Source organism: Limosilactobacillus caviae (assembly GCF_014635905.1).
Classification (GTDB): Bacteria; Bacillota; Bacilli; order Lactobacillales; family Lactobacillaceae; genus Limosilactobacillus; species Limosilactobacillus caviae.
Genome location: NZ_BMDS01000003.1, coordinates 187,228 through 211,100 on the forward strand (window position 1 = coordinate 187,228; position 23,873 = coordinate 211,100).

18 protein-coding genes, 2 pseudogenes and 2 other annotated features are annotated in these 23,873 nt (G+C 39.0%); of the genes and pseudogenes, 17 read left to right on the forward strand and 3 right to left on the reverse strand.

What is annotated here, in order from left to right; all coding sequences use genetic code 11:
* Window positions 1-11: 11 nt before the first annotated feature.
* The 3 genes and pseudogenes from IEU90_RS11475 to msrC all read right to left on the reverse strand — a co-directional run.
* A pseudogene (locus tag IEU90_RS11475) lies at window positions 12-113 on the reverse strand (adenosine deaminase); the annotation flags it as partial.
* Between the two features lie 112 nt (window positions 114-225).
* A complete protein-coding gene (gene rpsD / locus IEU90_RS05720) occupies window positions 226-831 on the reverse strand; it encodes a 30S ribosomal protein S4 (protein WP_188357854.1) in 606 nt (201 codons plus the stop codon).
* A 196-nt stretch (window positions 832-1,027) separates the two neighbouring features.
* A pseudogene (gene msrC, locus IEU90_RS05725) lies at window positions 1,028-1,484 on the reverse strand (free L-methionine (R)-S-oxide reductase MsrC).
* 114 nt (window positions 1,485-1,598) lie between these two features.
* On the opposite strand from msrC, the gene ezrA reads away from it, so the two are divergent.
* The 17 genes from ezrA (at window position 1,599) to IEU90_RS05810 (ending at window position 23,865) form a co-directional block, all read left to right on the forward strand.
* The gene (ezrA, locus tag IEU90_RS05730) at window positions 1,599-3,302 is read left to right on the forward strand and encodes a septation ring formation regulator EzrA (RefSeq protein ID WP_308738382.1); all 1,704 of its coding nucleotides are present in this window, start codon (window positions 1,599-1,601) and stop codon (window positions 3,300-3,302) included.
* Between the two features lie 226 nt (window positions 3,303-3,528).
* Complete coding sequence (locus IEU90_RS05735; protein WP_153710201.1) at window positions 3,529-4,677, forward strand: cysteine desulfurase family protein; 1,149 nt, start codon at window positions 3,529-3,531, stop codon at window positions 4,675-4,677.
* Between the two features lie 21 nt (window positions 4,678-4,698).
* Window positions 4,699-5,919 (forward strand): tRNA uracil 4-sulfurtransferase ThiI, encoded by a 1,221-nt coding sequence (gene thiI / locus IEU90_RS05740; protein ID WP_188357856.1) that lies wholly within the window; start codon window positions 4,699-4,701, stop codon window positions 5,917-5,919.
* 42 nt (window positions 5,920-5,961) lie between these two features.
* Window positions 5,962-6,180: a binding site (T-box leader), on the forward strand.
* A gap of 72 nt (window positions 6,181-6,252) precedes the next feature.
* The gene (locus IEU90_RS05745) at window positions 6,253-8,907 is read left to right on the forward strand and encodes a valine--tRNA ligase (protein WP_188357857.1); all 2,655 of its coding nucleotides are present in this window, start codon (window positions 6,253-6,255) and stop codon (window positions 8,905-8,907) included.
* Between the two features lie 362 nt (window positions 8,908-9,269).
* Window positions 9,270-10,688 carry a cytochrome ubiquinol oxidase subunit I gene (locus IEU90_RS05750; protein WP_153710203.1) on the forward strand — a complete coding sequence of 473 codons (1,419 nt, stop codon included), beginning with the start codon at window positions 9,270-9,272 and terminating at the stop codon, window positions 10,686-10,688.
* Window positions 10,689-11,705 carry a cytochrome d ubiquinol oxidase subunit II gene (cydB, locus tag IEU90_RS05755; RefSeq protein ID WP_153710204.1) on the forward strand — a complete coding sequence of 339 codons (1,017 nt, stop codon included), beginning with the start codon at window positions 10,689-10,691 and terminating at the stop codon, window positions 11,703-11,705.
* 5 nt (window positions 11,706-11,710) lie between these two features.
* Window positions 11,711-13,441, forward strand: coding sequence for a thiol reductant ABC exporter subunit CydD (cydD, locus tag IEU90_RS05760; RefSeq protein ID WP_188357858.1), 1,731 nt, complete (start codon window positions 11,711-11,713; stop codon window positions 13,439-13,441).
* Window positions 13,434-15,179: a thiol reductant ABC exporter subunit CydC gene (gene cydC / locus IEU90_RS05765; RefSeq protein ID WP_188357859.1), complete on the forward strand. Its 1,746-nt coding sequence runs from the start codon at window positions 13,434-13,436 to the stop codon at window positions 15,177-15,179. Before cydD ends, cydC begins: the two co-directional genes overlap by 8 nt.
* A 53-nt stretch (window positions 15,180-15,232) precedes the next feature.
* A complete protein-coding gene (locus IEU90_RS05770; protein ID WP_188357860.1) occupies window positions 15,233-16,447 on the forward strand; it encodes an NAD(P)/FAD-dependent oxidoreductase in 1,215 nt (404 codons plus the stop codon).
* 102 nt (window positions 16,448-16,549) lie between these two features.
* Window positions 16,550-17,863 carry a bifunctional folylpolyglutamate synthase/dihydrofolate synthase gene (locus IEU90_RS05775; protein WP_153710208.1) on the forward strand — a complete coding sequence of 438 codons (1,314 nt, stop codon included), beginning with the start codon at window positions 16,550-16,552 and terminating at the stop codon, window positions 17,861-17,863.
* Window positions 17,864-17,929: 66 nt separating this feature from the next.
* Entirely contained in the window at window positions 17,930-18,547 is a 618-nt protein-coding gene (locus IEU90_RS05780) for a JAB domain-containing protein (RefSeq protein WP_153710209.1), read from the forward strand.
* Between the two features lie 141 nt (window positions 18,548-18,688).
* On the forward strand, window positions 18,689-19,690 hold the full coding sequence (locus tag IEU90_RS05785; RefSeq protein ID WP_153710210.1) for a rod shape-determining protein: 1,002 nt from the start codon (window positions 18,689-18,691) through the stop codon (window positions 19,688-19,690).
* Between the two features lie 132 nt (window positions 19,691-19,822).
* Window positions 19,823-20,680, forward strand: coding sequence for a rod shape-determining protein MreC (gene mreC / locus IEU90_RS05790; RefSeq protein WP_153710211.1), 858 nt, complete (start codon window positions 19,823-19,825; stop codon window positions 20,678-20,680).
* Window positions 20,681-20,685: 5 nt separating this feature from the next.
* A complete protein-coding gene (mreD, locus tag IEU90_RS05795) occupies window positions 20,686-21,222 on the forward strand; it encodes a rod shape-determining protein MreD (RefSeq protein WP_153710212.1) in 537 nt (178 codons plus the stop codon).
* A 50-nt stretch (window positions 21,223-21,272) separates the two neighbouring features.
* Window positions 21,273-21,614: a binding site (T-box leader), on the forward strand.
* A gap of 71 nt (window positions 21,615-21,685) precedes the next feature.
* Complete coding sequence (locus tag IEU90_RS05800) at window positions 21,686-22,333, forward strand: amino acid ABC transporter permease (protein ID WP_163704835.1); 648 nt, start codon at window positions 21,686-21,688, stop codon at window positions 22,331-22,333.
* Between the two features lie 15 nt (window positions 22,334-22,348).
* Entirely contained in the window at window positions 22,349-22,999 is a 651-nt protein-coding gene (locus tag IEU90_RS05805) for an amino acid ABC transporter ATP-binding protein (protein WP_153710213.1), read from the forward strand.
* Window positions 23,000-23,016: 17 nt separating this feature from the next.
* Complete coding sequence (locus IEU90_RS05810; protein WP_153710214.1) at window positions 23,017-23,865, forward strand: amino acid ABC transporter substrate-binding protein; 849 nt, start codon at window positions 23,017-23,019, stop codon at window positions 23,863-23,865.
* Window positions 23,866-23,873: the final 8 nt, after the last annotated feature.

Below are 23,873 nucleotides of genomic sequence, written 5' to 3' on the forward strand. Positions count from 1 at the left end.
CGGTAGAGATAATCCATATGATTACGTTGTGCTAGTTTGAATCGTAAAGAAGGGGTTAGGGTCCCTTCAATATGGACGTGGAGTTCGGCTTTTGGTAAATTACGGGTAAATTTAGGGGGAAACTGTGGTTGACATTATTGAACCTCCTAATATTTTAGGCAATTTTACCACAAAAAAAGAGGATTGGAAGAACCAATCCTCTTGGAGATAACAAGCAAGTTAATCTTACTTGTTGTAGAATTCAACGATGAGGGCTTCATCGATATCAGCGTTCATATCTTCACGTGCTGGAATGCGGTTAAGCTTACCTTCAAGCTTGTCGGCATCAAAGTCAACGTATGAAGGGCGAGAAACAACAGCTTCCACAGCGTTCTTGATAATGTCTAAGTTCTTGGACTTGTCGCGAACAGCAATAACTTGACCAACCTTAACTTCGTATGATGGAATATCAACACGCTTGCCATCAACAGTGATGTGACCGTGGTTAACTAATTGACGAGCTTGACGACGAGTAGTAGCCAAACCAAGACGGTAAACCATGTTATCAAGACGACGTTCAAGCAATGCCATGAAGTTAGCACCGTGAGTACCTTCCTTGATCTTGCCGGCACGAACGAAAAGGTTTGAGAATTGACGTTCAGTCATACCGTACATAAAACGGAGCTTTTGCTTTTCACGTAATTGTGTACCATATTCTGAAAGCTTACCGCGACGATCATGACCGTGGTCACCAGGAGCGTAAGCCCGACGTGCTAATTCTTTACCAGTACCTGAAAGTGAAACGCCAAGACGACGTGAAACACGCCAGCTTGGACCAGTGTAACGAGACATAAATAAATTCCTCCAATAATTTTAGTTGGAGTAAAATAATCCGATTGTGAGCTTGACATTCGTGCAGGCTGATTTGAATTTTTCACCCTAGCAGCCGGGTTACTAAAAACACCATCCGGCACCAGTCTGTTGACGAGCTTGCCCCTCACTGCTGCATTATTTTACACAAAAACTAGTTTACAACGGATTGCCAGTATTAGTCAATCGTTTTTACAAGGACTCGGCAAAATTCTTCTAATTCATTAGCAAGCGTACTATTAAATCGCTTCTTGATAGGGGAATCCAGATCTAATACGCCAAGCAACTGGTCACCTTTTAGCAATGGAATGACTAATTCCGACTTAGCGGCACTATCACAAGCAATATACCCTTTAAATTGCTGGACATCATCGACGATTAGGGTTTGTCGTTGCGCAGCAGCAGTACCGCACACCCCGTTACCAATTTTAATATGCATACAAGCGACTTTGCCTTGAAAAGGACCAAGGATCAGTTCGTCATCTGTTTTGCTAAAATAAGTAGAAACCTGCCCAATTGATGTCGGTAAGACTTTGCATTAATAGGGCACTAGCATTTGCGAGGTTAGCAATAAGGTTATGTTCACCAGTTAGGAGACTTGCTAATTGTTTATTTAATAATGATTTTTCTGACATAATTTTTCCTTCTTTCTAAGCAGTGTAACTGTGGTATGCTATAATTTTAAATAGGATTATACGGCTAATTGTTGTGCAATAGCAATAAACAATAAAAAGTAGTAGGTGGAAAAAGTGGTTTTTCAAGTATTGATTGGTATTTTAATTATTGTAGTGGCAATTTTAATTTGTGTATATCTTTATCAGCGTCGTGTTGTCAAACAGATCAATGACTTAATGGCAAGTGAAAAGAAATTAACAGATCAAAAAATAGGGCAGCAAATTAAAAACGTCGAAGAAATGCAGTTGATCGGTGATGCTAAGAAGCAGTTCGAAACGATAAAGAATAAGTACGAAAAACAATTGCAGCCGGCAATTACGGCTTTTAATAAACAAGCTCCACAATTATTAGCTGACACACGGTCAAGTAAATTGCTGACAATTAATGCACAAATTCGCGATATGCAAGCTGATTTAGCAAAGTTAACAGCATCTCTTCAGCAAATACAAAAGGAACTACAGCATTTGCGTCAACAACAGCATACGCACAAGCAAGCAGTTGAACAAATAAAAAATAAATATCGGCAATTTCATCGGCAGTTAAATGAAAAAAGCTTTGAATACGGCGGTAGCGAAGAAAAATTAAATAATCGTTTAAACGAATTGGAAGAGCAATTTGCGAAATTTACTGACCTTACTAATAAAGGTGATATTGAAGCTGCTCAAGAAATTCTGATTAGTTTACAAGCTGAAAATTCAAAGTTTGAGCAACAGCTTAAAAAGATTCCCGAACTTTATAAGCCGATTGCAACTGAGTTTCCAGAACAATTAGCTGAATTAAAAAACGGCTACGAGACCCTTATAAAACAAAATTATCACTTTACAGAAAAAAATATTGATAAGCAAATTGAACAATTACAATCAAAACTGGATGAAACAATTGAACAGCTTAACGATTTACAGTTAGATATCGTTGAACAATCTAATAAAGATCTTAGCGAACAAATTGATTACTTATACGGAGTAATGCAAAAAGAAATTGATGCTAAGAATGAAGCTGTCCACCTAATTGGCGTAATGAAGGACTTCACGCAACATGCACAACGGCAAAATGATGAACTGGGAGTAGAGTTAGACCGGCTAAGTTTAAACTATACTCTTACCAACCATGAGCAAGAAACTGTTCGGGAATTAGGTGAGCAGATTAAAGCGATTATTAAACAGTATTGTGATGATGCCGAAGCGATTACGAACAATAAGGCTGTTTATAGCCAAGTTCTTGATCGTCAAAAATCTAACCAAAAGAATTTAACAGAGATTGAAAAAAGTCAAGAAAAGCTTAATGACGAGGTTGCTAAGTTGCAAACCGATGAACAGCGGGCTCGACAGATGCTGCAAAAGTATTCTACGGAAATCCGGACGATCCATCGCCAGGTTGAGCAGTTAAATCTTCCTGGTTTACCAAAGGATTATTTAGATTACTTCTTTGGCGTAAGTGATGAGATTAAAAAATTAGCTGATGAATTGAATGAATATAAAATTAATATGGATGAAATTACTAAACAGTTAATCATTGTGGAATCCGATATTGATACACTGAATGACAAAACTGATATCTTAAGGGATAGCGCAGAACTCACGGAACGTTTCCAACAATATGCTAATCGGTTTAGTGACAATGAGAAGATCGCGGCAGCGGCTAAAAAATCTCAGGAACTTTTTGATCAGTTCAACTATACAGCTAGTTTAGAAGCAATTGCGACGGTTTTAGAAGAAGTAGAGCCTGGCAGTTATAAGCGGATTGAAGATAGTTATTATCGCGAAATTGGTAAAAATTAAGGAAAGCGGATAGGGCAGAATAGAAATTCTATTTGTCACTACCCGTTTTTCTTAATTAAATGATATTAATAATTAATGATGAACGGGTGATTTTCTGTTATAATATACAACCGTTTTAAGAAGAGTCGAAATCTTCAACAGTGGCCTATCCTTAACTGTTGAATTTTAATCAGAATGGGTGCTCATTTGTAGCTATTCTGTGTACTATTTTAGAAAGGAAATTAGTATGATCTATTTTGATAATAGTGCAACGACAAAAATACTACCTGAAGTTTTGTCAACATACGAGACTGTTAGTCAAAAGATTTGGGGGAATCCTAGTAGTTTGCATAACTTTGGTGAAAATGCATGGAACCTTCAAGAACAAGCACGCCAACAAATCGCTAAATTACTAGGTGTTAAGCCAAGTGAAATCATTTTTACTAGCGGCGGTTCTGAGGGTGATAATTGGGTAATTAAAGGAACGGCAATGGCTAAGCATCGTTTCGGCAAGCATATTATTACGACAAGTGTGGAACATGCCGCGGTAAAAAATGCGATGGAACAGCTTAAGGACCTCGGTTTTGATATTACCTACCTTCCTGTTGATAAGCAGGGAAGAATTAATCCGGCAGACGTAAAGGCAGCAATTCGTCCGGATACTATCCTTGTATCGATTATGGCGGTTAACAACGAAATTGGTACGATTCAACCAATTAAAGAAGTTGGTGAAATTCTTAAAGACTATCCTAATATTCACTTCATGGTCGATGCCGTGCAAGCAATTGGTAAGGGACTAGATGATCAAGTATTTAGTGACCGTGTCGATTTTGCTACTTTTTCTGGTCACAAATTCCATGCTCCCCGTGGAACAGGCTTTGTTTACTTTAAAACCGGACGTAAGCTAGAACCGTTAATTGCTGGTGGCGGTCAAGAGCGGACACTACGAAGCGGGACTGAGAACACCCCCGGAAACGTAGCGATGTCAAAGGCAATCCGGTTGGTAAAAGAAAATGAAGATAGTGCGGTTAAACGCGAGCAAGCAATCAAAGAGCGAATTTATGATCATTTGAGCAAGTTCGACCATGTTAAGCTAATTTCTGGACGGGATGAAGGGTTTGCTTCTCATGTGTTATGCTTTGCGATTGTGGGTGTTCGTGGCGAAACAATTGTCCATGCATTTGAAGATAAGGATATCTATATTTCAACGACTAGTGCTTGCTCATCTAAAAAACATTCAGAAGCAGGAACACTAGCTGCAATGAAAGTCCCAGAAAATGTTGCAACAAGTGCTGTCCGGATTAGTTTGGGCGATCAAAACACTCTTGAAGAAGCTGACCAGTTTAATAAGACATTTGATGAATTATATGCTGGTTTTAAAAAGATTATTGAATAAGTTGAGAAAGGAGGACGTAACGTGCAATACACAGAAATAATGGTTCGCTACGGTGAGCTTTCAACGAAGGGGCATAATAAAAAGTCATTTATTGACCGGCTAGGCGTAAACGTACGAAAAGCCCTTCATAGTTTTGATCAAGTAAAAGTCCATGCTCAACGTGACCGTCTTCATGTTGAACTAAATGGTGCTGATTATGATTCCGTAATGAAGCGATTGAAATTAGTATTCGGGATTCAAAATTTTTCACCATCAATTAAGGTTGAAAAAACATTTGAAGCTACCGCTAAAGCAGCTGCTCAGATGATTGAAGAACAAGTAGATAAGCCGATTACTTTTAAGGTGGAAACACGACGGTCGGACCACCAATTTGCGATGGACACTTTTGAGATGAATAACAAGCTAGGGGGATACTTGCTAGAAAAATTCCCAGAAAAGCTTAAAGTTGATGTCCATAACCCAGACTTGACGTTACGAGTTGAGATTCGGCTTAATGGTATTTTCTTATCCAGTGAGACGATCAAGGGGGCAGGTGGCTTGCCCGTTGGAACTGCTGGTAAGGGAATGATGATGATGTCTGGCGGAATTGATTCACCGGTTGCGGCATACCTAGGAATGAAGCGGGGCGTCTCAATGGAAATGGTTCACTTCTTTAGTCCGCCATACACAAGCCCCCAAGCATTAGCAAAGGCAAAACAATTAACAGAAAAGCTTGCTAAGTATAGCGGAAGTATCAAGTTTATTCAGGTACCATTTGCTGAAATTCAAGAAACGGTGAAGGAAAAGGTTCCGGAAGGCTACTTAATGACGATTCAGCGGCGGATGATGCTTAGATTAGCCGCAGCATTAATGATTAAACGTCACGGACTTGCAATCTTTAATGGCGAATCACTTGGCCAAGTTGCATCGCAAACAATGGAAAGTATGCTAGCAATCAACGATGTAACATCTTATCCGGTTTTGCGACCGGTTTTGTCATTTGATAAAACTGAAATTATTAAAATAGCGCAGGATATTGATACTTATGAACTTTCAATCTTGCCATATGAAGACTGTTGTACCGTCTTTACGCCACCTTCGCCTAAGACGCGGCCAAACGTTGATCGGTCTCGTGAGTATGAAAAACGTCTTGATATTGAAGGATTAATGCAACGGGCCCTTGACGGGATTGAAATTACTGAGATTCATCCTGGCGATGATTACTTAAACCAGAACGAAGATGTTTTTGCTGAATTACTTTAAATAGGGCTTGACGAGATTTGATAATTTAGCTATGATACATTTTAATAAGCATTGACCGAAAGAGTAGTAGAGTGGCACTTAATAAGCGAAGTCCTGATAGTGTAAGAGGGCTAGTTAAGCTTTATGAAGGTAGTTCGGGAGCTGATATGCTGAAACATGTAGTAGGCGTATCCGGTTCATTTACCGTTACTAAATGATAAAGCGGAGTGCGTACTGGTACGTACTCAATTTAGGTGGTACCGCGATTAATTCGTCCTATCGATTGTGATAGGGCGTTTTTTTAGTTAATGCATGGATAATAATGATGATTGATTTTTGAAAGGAGTTTCTGTTATGACAGAAAAAGACATGTCTACCAAGTACGATCCGTCTACTGTTGAAAAGGGACGGTACCAATGGTGGATTGACCAAGGATTCTTTAAGCCAAGTGGAGATAAAAAGGCTCATCCATATTCAATTGTTATTCCGCCACCGAATGTTACTGGGAAGCTTCACCTGGGTCATGCTTGGGATACGACCTTACAAGATATGATTATTCGGCAAAAGCGGATGCAAGGGTATGATGTTTTATGGGTTCCAGGGATGGATCACGCTGGAATTGCTACTCAGGCTAAGGTTGAAGCCCGTCTTCGCAAACAAGGCATTTCTCGTTATGATTTAGGCCGTGAAAAGTTTGTTCAGCAAGTTTGGGATTGGAAAGATGAATACGCTGATATTATTCACCAACAGTGGGCGAAAATGGGAATTTCCGTTGACTATGACCGTGAACGATTTACCCTTGATGAGGGGTTGAACAAAGCGGTCCGAAAAGTTTTTGTTGACCTTTACAACAAAGGCTTGATTTATCGCGGAACTTACATCATTAATTGGGACCCGCAAGCCCGGACTGCTTTATCTGATATTGAAGTTATTCATAAAGATGATAAGGGTGCATTCTACCATGTTAAGTATCCATTTACTGACGGTACTACTTTTAATGGTAAGGATTACATTGAAATTGCGACAACTCGTCCTGAAACAATGTTCGGTGATGAGGCTGTTGCCGTTAACCCTAATGATGACCGGTATAAAGAATTAGTTGGTAAAAAAGTCATGGTACCGCTGGTTAATCGGGAAATTGAAATTATTGCCGATGATTATGTAACGCCTGATTTTGGTACTGGGATGGTTAAGATTACTCCAGCTCACGATCCAAACGACTTTAAGGTAGGGAAACGCCATAACCTTCCTGAACTTAATACGATGAATGAGGATGCTTCAATGAACGAAAATGCTGGTAAATACGAAGGCATGGATCGTTTTGAAGCCCGTGAAGCAATCGTTAAGGACCTTCAAGATCAAGGTTACATGTTAAAGGTTGACCCAATTGTTCACTCTGTTGGTCATTCTGAACGGACTGGTGTTCAAGTTGAAGCCCGTCTTTCAACACAGTGGTTTGTTAAGATGAAGCCATTAGCAGAAGCTGCCCTTAAAAACCAGGATACTGATGACCGGGTTAACTTTATTCCTGAACGATTTGAACATACCTTTACTCAATGGATGGAAAATATTCATGATTGGGTTATCTCTCGTCAGTTATGGTGGGGGCACCGGATTCCAGCTTGGTATAACAAGAAGACCGGTGAAATTTATGTCGGAATGGAAGCTCCTAAGGATATTGAGAATTGGGAACAAGATAAAGATGTCCTTGATACTTGGTTCTCAAGTGCGCTTTGGCCATTTTCAACGATGGGCTGGCCTGATACTGATTCAGCAGACTTTAAGCGGTATTTCCCAACTAACACTTTAGTTACTGGTTATGATATTATCTTCTTCTGGGTTTCACGGATGATTTTCCAATCTCTTGAATTTACAGGCCGTGCACCATTTAAGAACGTTCTTCTTCATGGTTTGATTCGTGATGAACAAGGGCGAAAGATGAGTAAATCACTTGGTAATGGTATCGACCCAATGGATGTTATTAAGAAGTATGGTGTGGATGCGCTTCGGTGGTTCTTAATCACTGGGTCAACCCCTGGACAAGATATTCGGTTCAGCTACACTAAGATGGATGCGGCTTGGAACTTTATTAATAAGATTTGGAACGCTAGTCGTTACGTTATTATGAATCTTGGCGATATGCCAGCTCCTGTCCTTCCAGATAAGAGTAAGTGGGATTTGGCTGATCGGTGGATCTTAAGCCGGTTAAATGCAACGGTAAAGCAGGTTAATGAACAATTTGATAAGTTTGAATTTGGGGAAGCCGGCCGTGCATTATATAACTTTATTTGGAACGATTTCTGTGATTGGTACATTGAAATGACCAAGGAGAAGCTTAATAATGGTACCGATGAAGAAAAGGCGGATACTAAGAACATTCTTGGTTATGTATTAGACCAAACCTTAAAGATGCTGCACCCGATTATGCCATTTGTTACTGAGAAATTATGGCAATCGATGCCTCATGATGGAAAGTCGATCATGATTGCTAAGTACCCGGTAGCTCATGAAGAACTTGATGATCCAGCGGCTACTGAACAGATGAATAGTTTAATTGAATTAATTAAGGCCGTTCGGAACATTCGGAGTGAAGCTAATGCACCAATGTCTAAGCCAGTTGATATTTTAGTGAAGGTTGATAATGACCACCTAGCTCAGATGTTAACTGACAATCGGGACTATATTGAACGTTTCTGTCATCCAGAAAAATTGACAATTGGTTCAGACGTTGAGACACCTAAGCTAGCTATGAGCGGGATTTTAGCCGGAGCAGAAGTTTACATTCCGATGGCTGAACTAGTTGACCTTGATGAAGAACGTGCTCGAATGGAAAAAGAAATTGCCAAGCTTGAAAAAGAAGTAGAACGTTCACAAAAGAAACTTAGTAACGAAAAATTCGTTAACAATGCTCCAGAAAAGGTTGTTGAAGCTGAACGGCAAAAAGCAACTGAATGGCAACAAAAGTTAATGGCGGCAAAAGAACGTCTTGCATCGCTCCAAGAAGCATAGTGTAAATTTATAAGCGGATAATCAATATAATAGACAATAAATGATAATTAGATCATTTGATTATTGGCGGTAAGACTACTGATACTAGACTTTTAACTAATAACGGTAAATAAGGAAACAAGGAAACTTGTTTCCTTATTTGTTTAACATGAAGAAATAATCATATATTATTTAAAAATGTTTATCAATCGATAAGAGTTAAATAACTGATAATTAAGCGTTTTAATTACAAAATATTTCACATATTTGCCATTTATTTATTGTAATTATTTATCACAAGTATTATGATTAAAAGTGTAGAAACAGGAAACGGTTTCAACTATTACTTTTATTTGATGTACTTCGGAGGGAGGTATTTTATAATGACTATTCTTAGTCTGGCACGTTTCCAATTTGCCATGACGACGGTCTATCACTTCTTCTTTGTTCCATTTTCTATTGGGACAGCATTTATCGTCGCCATTATGGAAAGTATGTATGTTTCAACTAAGGACGAGACATACAAAAAAATGGCAAAATACTGGGGGAATATTTTCCTGTTGAGTTTTGCTGTTGGTGTTGTTACAGGTTTGATTCAGGAATTCCAATTTGGGATGAACTGGTCTGACTACTCACGGTTTATGGGTGATATTTTCGGTGCCCCGCTTGCCTTAGAAGCATTGCTATCATTCTTTATGGAATCTACATTTATTGGCTTGTGGGTATTTACCTGGAAAAAAGTTAGACCCGGTGTACACCTATTCTTTATTTGGATGACTAGTATTGGTTCGTTAACATCTGCTTTATGGATTTTAACTGCTAACTCATTCATGCAACACCCAGTTGGCTATGAAGTAAAAGGCGGCCGTGCTGTTATGGTTGACTTTGGAGCATTATTAAAGAACCCACAATTATGGTATGAATACGGACATGTTATTCTTAATGCCATTATGATGGGCGGAGTTATTATTGCCGGTTTAACAGCATTCCAGCTTCTTAAGAACAAAAAGCTTTCTGAAGCTAATAAGAAGTTCTACAAGAAGTCAATGCGCCTTGGGTTGCTTTTTGCACTAATTTTCTCCATTGGCGGAATTGTGTTAGGTGATGTGCAAATGCAGTACCTAATCAAGGAACAGCCAATGAAGTTTGCAGCTACTGAAGATGTATTTACGACTACTGGTAAACATGCACCATGGACAATTGTCGGAATTGCAGATATGAAGGATCATGAAGTAAAGGACAATATTGATATTCCATATGCTTTAAGTATTCTGTCATATCACAAGACTACTGGTGCGGTTACAGGGATGAACGAGCTTAATGCGCAGTATAAGAAAAAGTATGGGAAGAACCTTGATTACTATCCACCAGTAAACACCTTGTTCTATAGTTTCCGGATTATGTGTGCAATCGGTGCTTGGATTTTCTTAGTTTCATTAGTCGGTTTGATTATGACAAGGGAAAAGAGCAAGAAACCGCTGGCACAACGCCGCTGGGCACTTTGGTGTATTGCAATCACTACTTTCTTACCATTTATCGGTAACACTGCTGGTTGGTTTGTAACTGAATTTGGTCGTATACCATGGACAGTTTATGGCTTATTTACGATTGCTGAAAGTGTATCGCCAAATGTTTCGGTTGGATCATTGTTAACATCAAACATTGTTTACTTCGTATTATTTACTACTCTTGCAATTACCTTGATTTGGTTAATTGTTCGCGAATTACGGAAAGATCCATCAGAGGCGATTGAACCTAAATTTAAGAAGGTCCTTGACCCATTTGACAAGGAGGCGTTCTAAATGAGTTTTCTTCAATTACTATGGTTTGTATTGATTGGAGTGCTATTTGCCGGCTTCTTCTTCCTTGATGGATTTGACTATGGGGTAGGAATGGCTGTTGAAACACTTGCTCATAATGAATCAGAGCGTGATCAGCTTGTCCGGACAATTGGACCGGTTTGGGATGCTAATGAAGTATGGCTAATTACGGCTGGTGGGGCAATGTTTGCCTCATTCCCATATTGGTACGCCAGTCTTTTCAGCGGATATTACTTAATTCTGATGATTATTTTAGCTGGCTTGATTATTCGTGGTGTTTCTTTTGAATTCCGTAAGAATAGTCCAATGCCTAAGAAGCGGATTTGGGACTGGGCATTAGCAATTGGTAGTGCAATTGTTCCATTCTTCCTTGGAATTATGTTTGTTAGCATGATTCATGGAATGCCAATTGATGCTAACGGTAATTTCCATGCTGGCTTCTTTGATTACTTTAACTGGATTTCAGTTGTTGGTGGAATTGCTTTATTACTATTGACCTACTTACATGGAATTAATTATATTGCGTTGAAGACGACTGGTCCGGTTCAAGAACGGGCACGAAACTATGCTGAATTTCTATACTGGATCCTTTATGCCGGTGAAGTTGTCTTTGCATTGTTGCTGATCTTTATGACCGACTTTATGGCAGTTCATCCAGTTGGGACAATCTTAATGCTTGTTCTGATTGTTGGCTTCTCAGTCCTTGCACATGCGGAAACCTTTGCTGGTCATGAACTAGTTGCTTTTATTTCCAGTGGATTAACATTGGTATCATTAGTTGTATTGATCTTCATTGGTCTGTTCCCTCGTGTACTGATTAGCAGCATTAGTCCGAAGTACAGCATTTTAATTCAAAACGCTTCATCAACGGAGTACACATTAACGGTAATGACCATTGCAACGTGCTGTCTTTTACCATTCGTTTTGGCATATACAATTTGGGCTTACTGGATTTTCCGCAAGCGGATTGCAATGCCTGCTATTCCGGAGGTTAAATAAAATTTATGATTGATCGACTACTCTTCAAAATAAAGGGGAGCAGACATATCATGATTAGGCTTGTGGGGCTTTATGTCCTGCAAGCTTTTCTTATCCTTGGTCAGGGATTAAGCTTAGCAGCATTGTTAACTGGCTTATGGCAGGGACACACCCTCCTAAGCCAGGTTTACTGGCTAATTGGATTTATTGTTTGCTATCTTTTACGACACGGATTAACAGAGGTTGGAAATGGTTGGTTAGACCGGTATTCCTCAGTAGCTGCGCAAAACTTTCGTCAGCAGTTATTAAAAAAGGTTTTTGAATTGGGTCCAGTAATTGTCCAACGTGAGGGAACGGGGAATATGGTAACCCTTGCACTAGATGGAATTAAGGAAGTTGAAAATTATATCCAATTAATCTACAGCAAGGTAATTAGCATGATGATTATTCCAGTGCTTCTTTTAATTGCCTGCTTTTGGCTAGACTGGATTTCTGGAGTTGTTATGTTGCTGGTCTACCCCTTAATTGTTTTGTTTATGATTATTCTTGGCTATGCCGCCAAGGCAAAAGCTGATCGGCAATTCGCGGCTTTTCAAGTATTGTCGAACCACTTTATTGATTCATTACGGGGAATCGATACATTGAAGTATTTTGGCCTTAGTAAGAGGTACTCGCGAAGTATCTACCGTTCAAGCGAACAATTTCGAAAGTCGACAATGAGTGTAATAAAGGTGGCAATGCTGTCAACTTTTGCATTAGATTTTTTCACGACATTAGCGATTGCAGTGTTAGCCGTCTTCCTTGGACTACGGCTAATAAATGGACACTTATTATTATTCCCGGCATTAGCAATTTTAATTTTGGCGCCAGAATACTTTTTGCCAATTAGAAACTTTGCAAGTGATTATCATGCGACTTTGAATGGTAGGAATTCTTTCCATGCTGTCCTTAAAATTCTCAATATGCCATTACCTAAAAAGCCAGTCGTTAAGCTTCATCAATGGTCGGACAATGATCAATTAATTTTTGATGATATAAAGTTTACTTATCCTCATGAGGGTAGTGAATTAGCGAATCTCAATTTGACAGTTAAGGGTTATCAAAAAATTGGGATTATTGGCATGAGCGGTGCTGGAAAGACAACTTTAATTAATCTTTTAAGTGGGTTTTTAGCGCCAACAACTGGAAAGATTAATATTCAAGGTCAAGAAGTGGCAACCTTGGATATTAATAACTGGCAAAAACAAATTCTATATATTCCGCAAACACCATATATTTTTGCTGACACGCTAAAAAATAATATTGCTTTCTATACTCCTGATGTTAGTGAGGATAGGATAAAAGAAGCAATTCATGTTGTGGGATTAGATGACCTAGTTGCTGAATTACCCCAAGGATTGTTAACGATGATTGGAAGCGGTCATCGGGCATTAAGCGGGGGACAGGCACAACGGATAGCGTTAGCCCGTGCTTTTCTTGACCCATCCCGAAAAGTAATGATTTTTGATGAGCCGACTGCCCACCTTGACATTGAGACTGAACTTGAATTGAAAAAAAGGATGATTCCTTTAATGGAAAATAGGTTAGTCTTTTTTGCTACTCACCGTTTACACTGGATGAAACAGATGGACCACATTCTGGTACTTAAGAACGGTAAGTTGATTGAACAAGGAACCTATCAACAGTTGCTTGATAAACAGGGGTATTTTGTAGAACTTATGAATCAGACGAAGGGAAAGGAGACTGCCCATGGATAAAATACCATTATTAAAGGCGATGAAACATGATCGGTGGGTAAAACCATTCCTTAAACGATATAAGTGGACGCTTGTACTTGCAATTACGCTTGGAATTATTACTTTTATCTGTGCGAGCGGGTTAATGTTTACTGCTGGATACCTTATTAGTAAATCTGCAACAATGCCGTTTAATATTTTATTGGTGTACGTACCAATTGTTTTAACCCGTGCTTTTGGAATCTTTCGTCCTGTAACTAATTATTTTGAACGATTAGCTAGTCATAATTGGGTTTTTAAAATGACTTCTGCTTTTCGGAAGAAACTGTATGACTCTTTAGAACAAGATGCAGTTTTCTTTAATAGCAAATACCGAATTGGTGATATTTTAGGATTGCTTTCTGAAGATGTTGCCCATATTCAAAATTTATACTTACGAACCATTTTTCCGATGTTAGTAGCATTTGGTATTTACGCACTTATTGTTATTGGCATGGGGATTATCTCGCCTTTAATGGGACTATTGATGTTAATTTTATTTGGGTTGATTATCATTGCAATTCCAGTGTGGTCGGTATTAGTTAACGGTGCTCGTCAACAGTTGGAGAAACAATATACTAATACGCTTTATGCTGACTTGACAGATAATGTTATGGGAATTACAGACTGGGTGTTTGCTGGCCGAAGCGCAGATTACCTGCAACATTATAACAAGAGTGAACACCATCTATTAGCGTCCCAAAAAGCAATGAAACGTTTTGAACATTGGCGTGACTTCGTATTACAGGCAATGATCTTATTAATTGTAGTTAGTTTGATTGTTTGGGGAGCGGCTCGTTTTGGTGGTCATTGGGGCGGCAGTGCTAATTGGATTGCAGCCTTTGTACTTTGTGTTTTCCCGCTTGATGAGGTGTTATCAAGTTTACCGACAGCCGCTCAGCAGACTAATGTGTATGCCGACTCATTAAAGCGATTAAATAACCTGCCTCAACCTGCAGAACCCTCAAAGGTTAATATTGAGATTGCAGCACCGTATACTCTTAAAATTACTGATTTGCATTATCGTTATCCAAAAACTGAAAAAATGGTTTTGCGGGGTATTAACCTTGATATCAATCCCGGTGAAAAGGTTGCTATTCTCGGACGAAGCGGTGCGGGTAAGAGTACGCTGGCTAGTTTAATTCGTGGTGACCGGACACCAACCTCTGGAGCCGTAACTTTGAATGAGGTTCCGACTGATAAATTTGGCGATGAAATTTCTAACTATATTGGCATTGTTCACCAGTCGCCATATTTATTTAATACAACAATCCTGAACAACATTCGTTTAGGAAGTGAAGATGCAAGCGAAGAGCAAGTGTGGGAAGTCCTTGATCGGGTTGGCTTAGCACCAATGATTAAACGATTGCCTAAGGAACTGCATACGATGGTTGATGAAGCTGGATTGCGTTTTTCTGGTGGCGAGCGGCATCGGCTATCATTAGCGAGAATCTTATTAAAAGATGCACCGATTATTTTACTTGATGAACCGACTGTCGGATTAGACCCGTTGACAGAAGAAAAGGTTATTGAAACCTTTATGGAACAATTACATGGCAAGACATTAATTTGGATCACCCACCACTTACAAGGGATTGAAATGATGGATCAGGTTGTTTTTATTGAAAACGGACAGATATCAATGCAAGGAAGCCCTGCTGAACTACAAGAAACAAATCAACATTACCGGATGCTAAAAAAAGCAGATGAAGGTAATTAGTTAGTTTAGAATGTTATAATAATTACGAATCAATGATGGAAGGATGAACGACAATGAAAGAAGTTGTTGTACTCGGAGCTGGTTATGCTGGCCTAAAAACTGTTGTATTATTGCAAAAGAAATTAAAGAATAATATTCATATTACTTTAGTTAACCGTAATAGCTATCATTATGAGGCAACTGATTTACATGAAACAGCTGCAGGAACGCAAAGTGCATCCAGAATTTCTTATCCGATTAGTGATGTTATTAACCCGCAGATTACAACATTTATTCAAGATGAAGTTGTAAAAATTGATTCAGAGAAAAAGACCGTTAAGCTTGCTGGTCATGAAGAATTACTTCACTATGATTACTGTGTTCTGGGCCTTGGATTTGTTTCCGAAACATTTGGCATTCCAGGGGCAAAAGAAAATGCTTTCCCAATAACTAATGTTAAAGAAGCTTTAGCAATTTACGATCATATTATTGCCAAAATGAAAGATTATCGGACAAGTCATAATCCAGAAGACTTGCATATTATTATTTGTGGTGGTGGATTTACCGGTATTGAGTTAGCTGGGGCCCTTGTTGATGCTCGTCCAAGTTACGCCAAAATTGCGGGCGTTTCACCAAATGAAATTAAGATTACAATAATTGAAGCTTCGACAAGATTAATGCCAATGTTTAGTGAAGATTTGGCTGATTATGGTGTTAACCTTGTTAAGAATTTAGGCGTTCAATTACTTGATGGGTCGCGGATTAGTAAAATTGAACCAGGAAAAGTAAGTTATCGCCACGCCGATGAAGAAGAACAGTCAATGACTGCTGGAACTATTATTTGGACGACTGGTGTTAGCGGTAACCCATTAATGGAAGAATGTGGTTTTAATGCTAAGCGTGGCCGGGTATTGGTAACAGATCATCTAACAGATCCTCAGCATGATGATATTTATATTATTGGGGATGTTGCAGCAGTAATGCCGCCTGATGGTAAGCGTCCTTATCCGACTACCGCGCAAATTGCATTGGCAATGGCAGACTACACAGCAGAAGATATTGTTTCGCGGATTAAAACCGGCAAACATGAAGAAAAGCCATTTACTTATAAGTCATTAGGAACGGTGGCTTCGGTAGGTAATACCCATGGTTTTGGTGAAGCAATGGGACACGAACTTCGTGGCTACTTGGCTTCGGTAATGAAGAAGATAATTGCTGACCGTTCTTTAATGGAGACTGGAGGCATAAAAGAATTGCTTTCCAAAGGTCGGTTTGATTTATATCACTAAAAATATGAAAAGGAAGGGATGGGAAAATTTTCTCTCAGTCGCTTCCTTTTTTATTTGTTGTTAAAATGATAAAGATAATTAGATGATTAATAGGTGATGTAAATGATAGAAACATACGACGAAGCGTTATCTTTTATTCATGGACGGACGCAATTTAAAAAAATTCCTACACTTAAGAGGATGCGGAGATTTTTAGCAGAATTGGGTAATCCGCAAGAAGGACTTAATTATATTCATGTAACTGGAACAAACGGCAAAGGATCGACTGTTGCAATGATGCGGTCTGCTTTATTAGAGAGCGGCCTTACAGTTGGAAGTTTTACTTCGCCATTTATTACTCGCTTCAATGAACGGATTGAATACAATAACATCCCAATTAGTGATGAAGATCTTTTGCGAATGGTTCAAAAAATTGCACCGATTGTAAAAAAACTTGATGTTGAATTAGCGACAGGTGGTCCGACTGAGTTTGAAATTGACACTGCGATAATGTTTTGTTACATGGCGGAAAAGAAGCCTGATGTGGTATTACTTGAAGTTGGTATTGGCGGACTCTATGATTCGACAAATGTTATCAAGCCGGTTGTTAGTGTCATAACCACGGTTGGCTGGGACCATATGAAGTACTTAGGGAACACTATTTCAAAAATTGCTACCCAAAAGGCGGGGATAATTAAAACAAAAGTGCCCGTAGTGATTGGTAATTTGCCGGAAGAAGCACGGACAACAATTAGAAAAGATGCGCAGAAAAAATCCTCACCGGTATTTGAATTAGACGAGGACTTTTCGGTGCGGAAGCTTAATGGTCACCATCTTCATTCCAAGGTTCAATATCAAGGAAAGAAGATTAAAGCTTTAGAAGTTACGCTTGGTTTATTAGGAGAGTATCAGGTAGAAAATGCCGCAATTGCTCTTATGACGATTGAGCTTTTTATGACCAAGATGGGGCTGTCAATTGATCGGCGGGCCCTAATTGAGGGTTTAGAGCATACCAGCTGGCCGGGCCGTCTCGAAGAAGTTAATACAACGCCATTGGTTTTACTTGATGGAGCACATAATTTGCCGGGAATTCAGGCGCTTGTTAAGACAATTAAAAAGGATTTTGCTGATCGTGAAGTTTACTTACTTGTAGCTATTTTGGCAGACAAACAGTATGAGCTAATGCTTGGCGAGTTAGCAAGCCTTGGTAATGTCCATTTAACTGTTACGCACTTTGCTGGACCGGGTCCTAAACGGCCGAGTGCAGATTTAGGGGCAGCTGTTGATAGCATTCCGACTAAGTATCCTGTCCAGGTTGTAAATGATTGGCAATTAGGTATCGGTCAGGTCGCTAGTCAGATGAGTGAAGAAGACGTAATGATTATTACTGGTTCGCTTTATTTTATTTCTGATGTTCGTAAATTATTTTTAAATTGAAAAATGCAAAAGCCTAAATTTTCCGTATTTAAATATATAGAGAGTAAAAAGGAGAATTATTTATTTATGGAAAATGAATTTGCAAGTAATTATGTAAAGATGGTATTTGATTGCTTTGCTGATGATTTAGGTCACCAAAAGCAGGAACTATGTCAGCGGCTTTTAAGAAAATGTCCTACACCATTAGCGATTAAACGTCTAACACGGGTCGAAAAAAGAGAAATTTGTGAATGGGCACCAGAAATGAAACGGTTATTTGCTGCTATTGATTTAGGGCAAGCAGTAACTAAAAGTCATGAAGATATTATTGGTCATGCATATTCCAGTGTTGAAGTCGGTCAGGAAATGGTCGCACGTTTTCAAGATGAAGAACAAGAAAACATCTGTATTGCATGTACCGATGTTCATAATGATATTATTGCCTGGAAAGTGCTGTTTATTGGCGGAGGTAGTGAGTGTGTTCTTTATCCTGATAAGATTTTTCAATACGCCCTTCAATGTTCAGCGCACGGAATTATTATGATTTATAATCATCCAACAGGGGATATTCGCCCTTCAAGTCAAGATGACTCATTTGTTCGTCGATTAGAACGAGGATGTGATTTTGTCGGGATCAATCTGATTGACTTTATGATTGTCGGTCGGGATTCTTATTATAGCTGGCAAGAAGATACAGCGCTCTAAAAGTAAAGAAAAATTTAATTTATGTGGTAGTTGCAGTCTCTTTGCCTAGATTAATGTATATTAATGTTCGTATGTACCGAGTGGCTATGGTATAATATGCACGATATTAATTTGATTTTTAAGACGAAGGGAAGAAGCAGATTGCTAGGAATTGGAACAAAAAATCTTGGCATTGACCTTGGAACTGCTAATACAATTGTCTATCTTGAAGGTAAAGGCATTGTATTACGTGAGCCATCAGTTGTTGCTCGTAACGCTAAGACCAACGAAGTGATTTCTGTTGGCAGTGATGCTCGTGACATGATTGGACGGACACCAGAAAGCATTGTTGCCATTCGGCCAATGAAAGATGGAGTTATTGCAGATTATGACACGACTGTTGCAATGATGAAGTACTACATCGATAAAACACTAGGAAATAATGGTAAGCCATATGTAATGGTATGTGTTCCTAGTGGCATTACCGAAGTTGAGAAACGGGCCGTAATCGACGCTACTCGTGTTGCAGGTGCTCGTGACGCTTATGTTATTGAAGAACCATTTGCAGCTGCTATCGGTGCCGGACTTCCAGTAATGGATCCTACAGGTAGCATGGTTGTTGATATTGGTGGTGGTACTACTGATGTTGCCACAATCTCGTTAGGTGGAATTGTATCTAGCCGTTCGATTCGGATGGCCGGTGACAAGATGAATGATGCGATTGTCCAATATGTTCGCCAAAATATGAATTTATTAATTGGTGAACGGACTGCCGAAAAGCTTAAGTGGGATATTGGTTCAGCATCAGTAGAAGCAGCTGAAGAAATGGGGACAACTCAGGTTCGCGGACGTGACCTTGTAACCGGTTTGCCAAAGACAATGCAGGTATCTGCAACAGATGTTTCTACTGCCTTGCAGGATGTTGTTGACAGCATTATTACAGCAATAAAAGGAACCTTGGAAGAGACATCCCCTGAAATTGCAGCGGATGTTATTGACCATGGGATCGTATTAACTGGTGGCGGTGCATTACTCAAGCATTTACCAGATGTAATCGCTGATGCAACCAAAGTACCAGTGTTTATTGCCAATGATCCGCTTGATTGTGTTGCTATTGGTACTGGTGAGTCATTAAAGAGTATTGATGTAATGAAGAAGAAATAAAAATGATTCTTGGACAGCAATGTCATTATGAATCATCATTGGTACTAACTAATGATTAACGGGGCTGATTGCCAAGCAGAAGTGTTTGGCAGGCCCCGTCTTAATTACCTTGTTATGCATTGGAGGGACATAATGCAGAAATTTTTTTCCAACCGCCGATTAGTTATCGCTGTGATAATTCTGGTTGTCTGCTTTGGGCTAATGGCAGGTTCTGTCTCTTTGCGGAATAGACGAAATACACCACCACTTATTCAACAATTTGGAAATGATATTGTTGGCTTCGTTGATAGTGCAGTTGCCCTCCCCGTAAATTGGGCACAGACAAGTGTGAGTTCAATAAATGGTTTAATGAATACTTATTCTGAAAACCGTGAACTTAAACAACAGGTAACTGAATTAGCGCAAACTAAAGTCCGTGATCAGACTTTAGCACGTGAAAATAAGCAATTAAAACAACAATTAAAACTTAATAATTCAATGACTGATTATAATACGGTTACGGCAGCTGTACTAATGCGTACGCCGTCTTCATGGCAACGACAATTAGTAATTAATAAGGGTCAATCTAGCGGTATTAAGAAAAATATGCCCGTAATGAGCGGTAGCGGATTGATTGGCCGGGTAACTGAAGTAAATAAAACTAATAGTAAAGTTGAACTATTGAGTGACACTAGTGAATCATCGAACCGTTTTGCTATTACACTTAACGGTGAAAACGGAAAAGTTATTAATGGTATTATTACCGGATATAGTGCCGCAAATAATGAACTAGAAATGGGACAAGTAACTTCAAAGGCGAAAATAAAGAAGGGGACAAAGGTAATAACAAGCGGAATGGGGGGCATAACTCCTAAAGGTCTTTACGTTGGGCGTGTATCACGTGTTGGTAAAGATGATTATGGCCTTGCGCAAAAAATTTATATCACTCCAGCAACAGACTTTAATGATATTAATATTGTTACTGTCGCTGAATCTGCTGCACAGGAGTGATAAATATGTATCGACTATCACGTTTAAAATATATATTTCCAATCGGTCTCTTCGTTTGCCTGTTTTTAGATGGTGCGTTGAGCCACGTATGGGCTTCTTTCTTTTTTAGTTACCCATATTCAATGGTAAGTGAACTGGTTTTGCTGTGGCTAGTGTTATCATATTTCTTTCAAGATGATATTGAAATTCCGCTAATTCCCTTTGCAATTGCAGCGGGAGCGGTATATGACCTTTATTTTTCCGGAATCTTAGGTTTGTATATCTTTTTGTACCCGTTAATAGTTGAAATAACCAAAATTCTTTCCCGCTATTTTAGTTCATCATTTTTATCGATGATTATGATCTTCTTTGTAGATATTGTTGTTTTTGAAACACTTAATTATTGGGCTTATTACCTAATTGATATTACCAATGTTGGGTTTGGTGATTATCTCGTCTATACGTTAGCGCCAACATTGGCATTGAATTTAATTTATTTTGTAATTCTGTTCTGGCCAATTCGTGCATTGTATCGCTGGGCATTAGATAATAATCAAATTTAAAATAATGCTTGACACAACCGATATTCCAGTATAGGATATTTACAACATCATAAATGACAGTGAACAGACTAGTAGAACTTAAAGTATTGTTAAGAGAGTCCTTAATGGTGGGAAGGGACCAATACATGGGTTTGAATCACATCTGTGAGTTGATCTTCTGAAATCCTTAGTAGGAAGATCCGGGGAAGCCCGTTACAGCACGGAGTTTATTTATTGAACTCACTGAGGCTATTTTTCGTGAGAAAGTAGCATGATGAGGTGGAACCGCGGAGACGCCCTCGTAGCCATTTGGCTCGAGGGCGTTTTTTAGTTCATATAAGTAGACTTATTGAGGCAGACATTGCGAGGTGCCTGCAAACGTGAGGTGGAACCGCGATGAATTCGCCCTCTAGGAGTAACTTCCTAGAGGGCTTTTTCTTTACTGTTATTTTAATTAAGTAGTGATTTTAAGGAGGCAATAGAAATGTCAATGCAATATATAAGTGAAATTTTACCTTCATTATTTCAAGGAGCAATTCTTACATTACAAATTTTCTTCTGGACATTGGTTGGGTCGCTCCCCCTTGGTATTTTAGTTAGTTTAGGTTTAACTTCAAAGATTAAGCCGCTTAAATGGATCCTAGAAATTTATGTATGGTTAATGCGGGGAACACCGCTGTTACTACAATTGATTTTTGTATTCTACGGGTTACCGATTATTGGAATTGTTTTTGAACGTTATGACGCAGCATTAGTTGCTTTTATCTTAAATTATACGGCTTACTTTGCTGAAATCTTTCGTGGTGGTTTTCAGTCGGTTGATCAAGGCCAATTTGAGGCAGCACGTGTTTTACGGTTGAGCTACTGGCAAACGCTTCGTAAAATTATCATTCCACAGGTTGTAAAAATTGTTATCCCATCAATCGGGAATGAAGTTATTAACTTGGTAAAAGATTCATCATTAGTTTATGTAATTGGTTTAGGCGACCTATTACGGGCAGGAAATGTTGCCACTTCCCGCGACGTTACCCTTGTTCCGCTGATGTTAGTTGGATTGATTTACTTGATCCTAGTCGGAATTTGTACTTTAATTTTACGTCGAGTTGAAAAATGTTACGCATACTTTAAGTAAAGGAGGAGACACAATATGTTAGAAGTTCGCAACCTGAAAAAAAGTTTTGGTAACCGGCAAATTTTAGATGGGGTTAACTTAACCGTTAAAGATGGTGAAATATTATGTATCGTTGGTCCATCCGGAGCTGGTAAGACAACGTTACTTCGTTGCATTACCGGCCTAGAAACACCAGATAGCGGCGACTTCTTTATCGATGGTCGAAAGTTTGATCCACAGGGAACGGAAGCACCTGATCGTGTAATTGGTGTTGTTTTTCAGGACTTTAAGCTTTTTCCCAACCTATCAGTAATGGAAAATATTACGTTAGCACCAATCTTAGTTTTGAAAAAGAGTAAAGAAGAAGCGGTTGCCGATGCTCAGAAGCTGCTTGAAGAATTAGGACTTAATACAAAGGGTAACTTATATCCCTACCAGCTTTCTGGCGGGCAAAAACAACGGGTAGCTATTGCTCGTGCATTAGCAATGGAACCTAAAATTCTTTGTTACGATGAACCAACATCAGCACTAGATCCAAACCTGCGAAAAGATGTTGCTAATATTATTTTAGGATTAAAAAAGGACGGGATGACCCAATTAATTGTTACTCACGATTTAGAATTTGCACAGGATATTGCAGATGATATTTTGCGGGTTCAACCACTTGACCAGCGCAAAGCTGAATAATAAGGGAGGGATTACAGATGAAAAAATTAAAAGCAATCTGGTTGCTCCTTCTGTTAGTTGTTCCTGTTGTGCTCTTGAGTGGCTGTGAAAGCGTGACAGAACGTGCTGATACCCAGGATACATGGAATCGAATTGAAAAAAGAAAACGCGTGATTGTGGGGCTTGATGATAGTTTTGTTCCGATGGGTTTTCGGCAAAAGAATGGAAAATTGGTTGGTTACGATGTAGACCTTGCCCGAGCTGTATTTAAGCAGTACGGAATAAAGGTTGATTTTCAACCAATCGATTGGTCAATGAAAGAAACCGAATTAAAGAACGGAACGATTGACCTCTTGTGGAATGGATATTCAGTTAATCCAAGTCGGGCTAAGAAGGTAGCGTTTAGTCGGTATTATTTGGAAAACCGGCAAATTCTCGTTACTAAGAAGAAAAGCAATATTAAGAATTTAAATGGCATGACAGGAAAGACGCTTGGAGTGCAAAATGGATCAACTGGGTTAACAGTCCTAGATGAAAAGCCTAAATTATTAAAGGATAAAATTAAAAATCATACTCCTGTACTTTACGATACGTTCCCCAATGCATTTATTGATTTAAATGCAAATCGAATCCAAGGTATTTTAATGGATGAGGTTTACGCTAATTATTATATTAAGCACCAGCCTAACAGTAACTCTTATCGGACATACATTAGTAAAGAATTACCAATGGAGCACTTCGCTGTTGGAATGCGTAAAGGAGATAAGACATTAAAGAAGAAGATTAATCAAGGACTTGGCAACCTCCAAAAGAATGGCGAATTACGCAAAATTAATGAGAAATGGTTTGGTCAAGATAGTAATTACTTGGGACCGGATAATGATTAAAAGAGTGG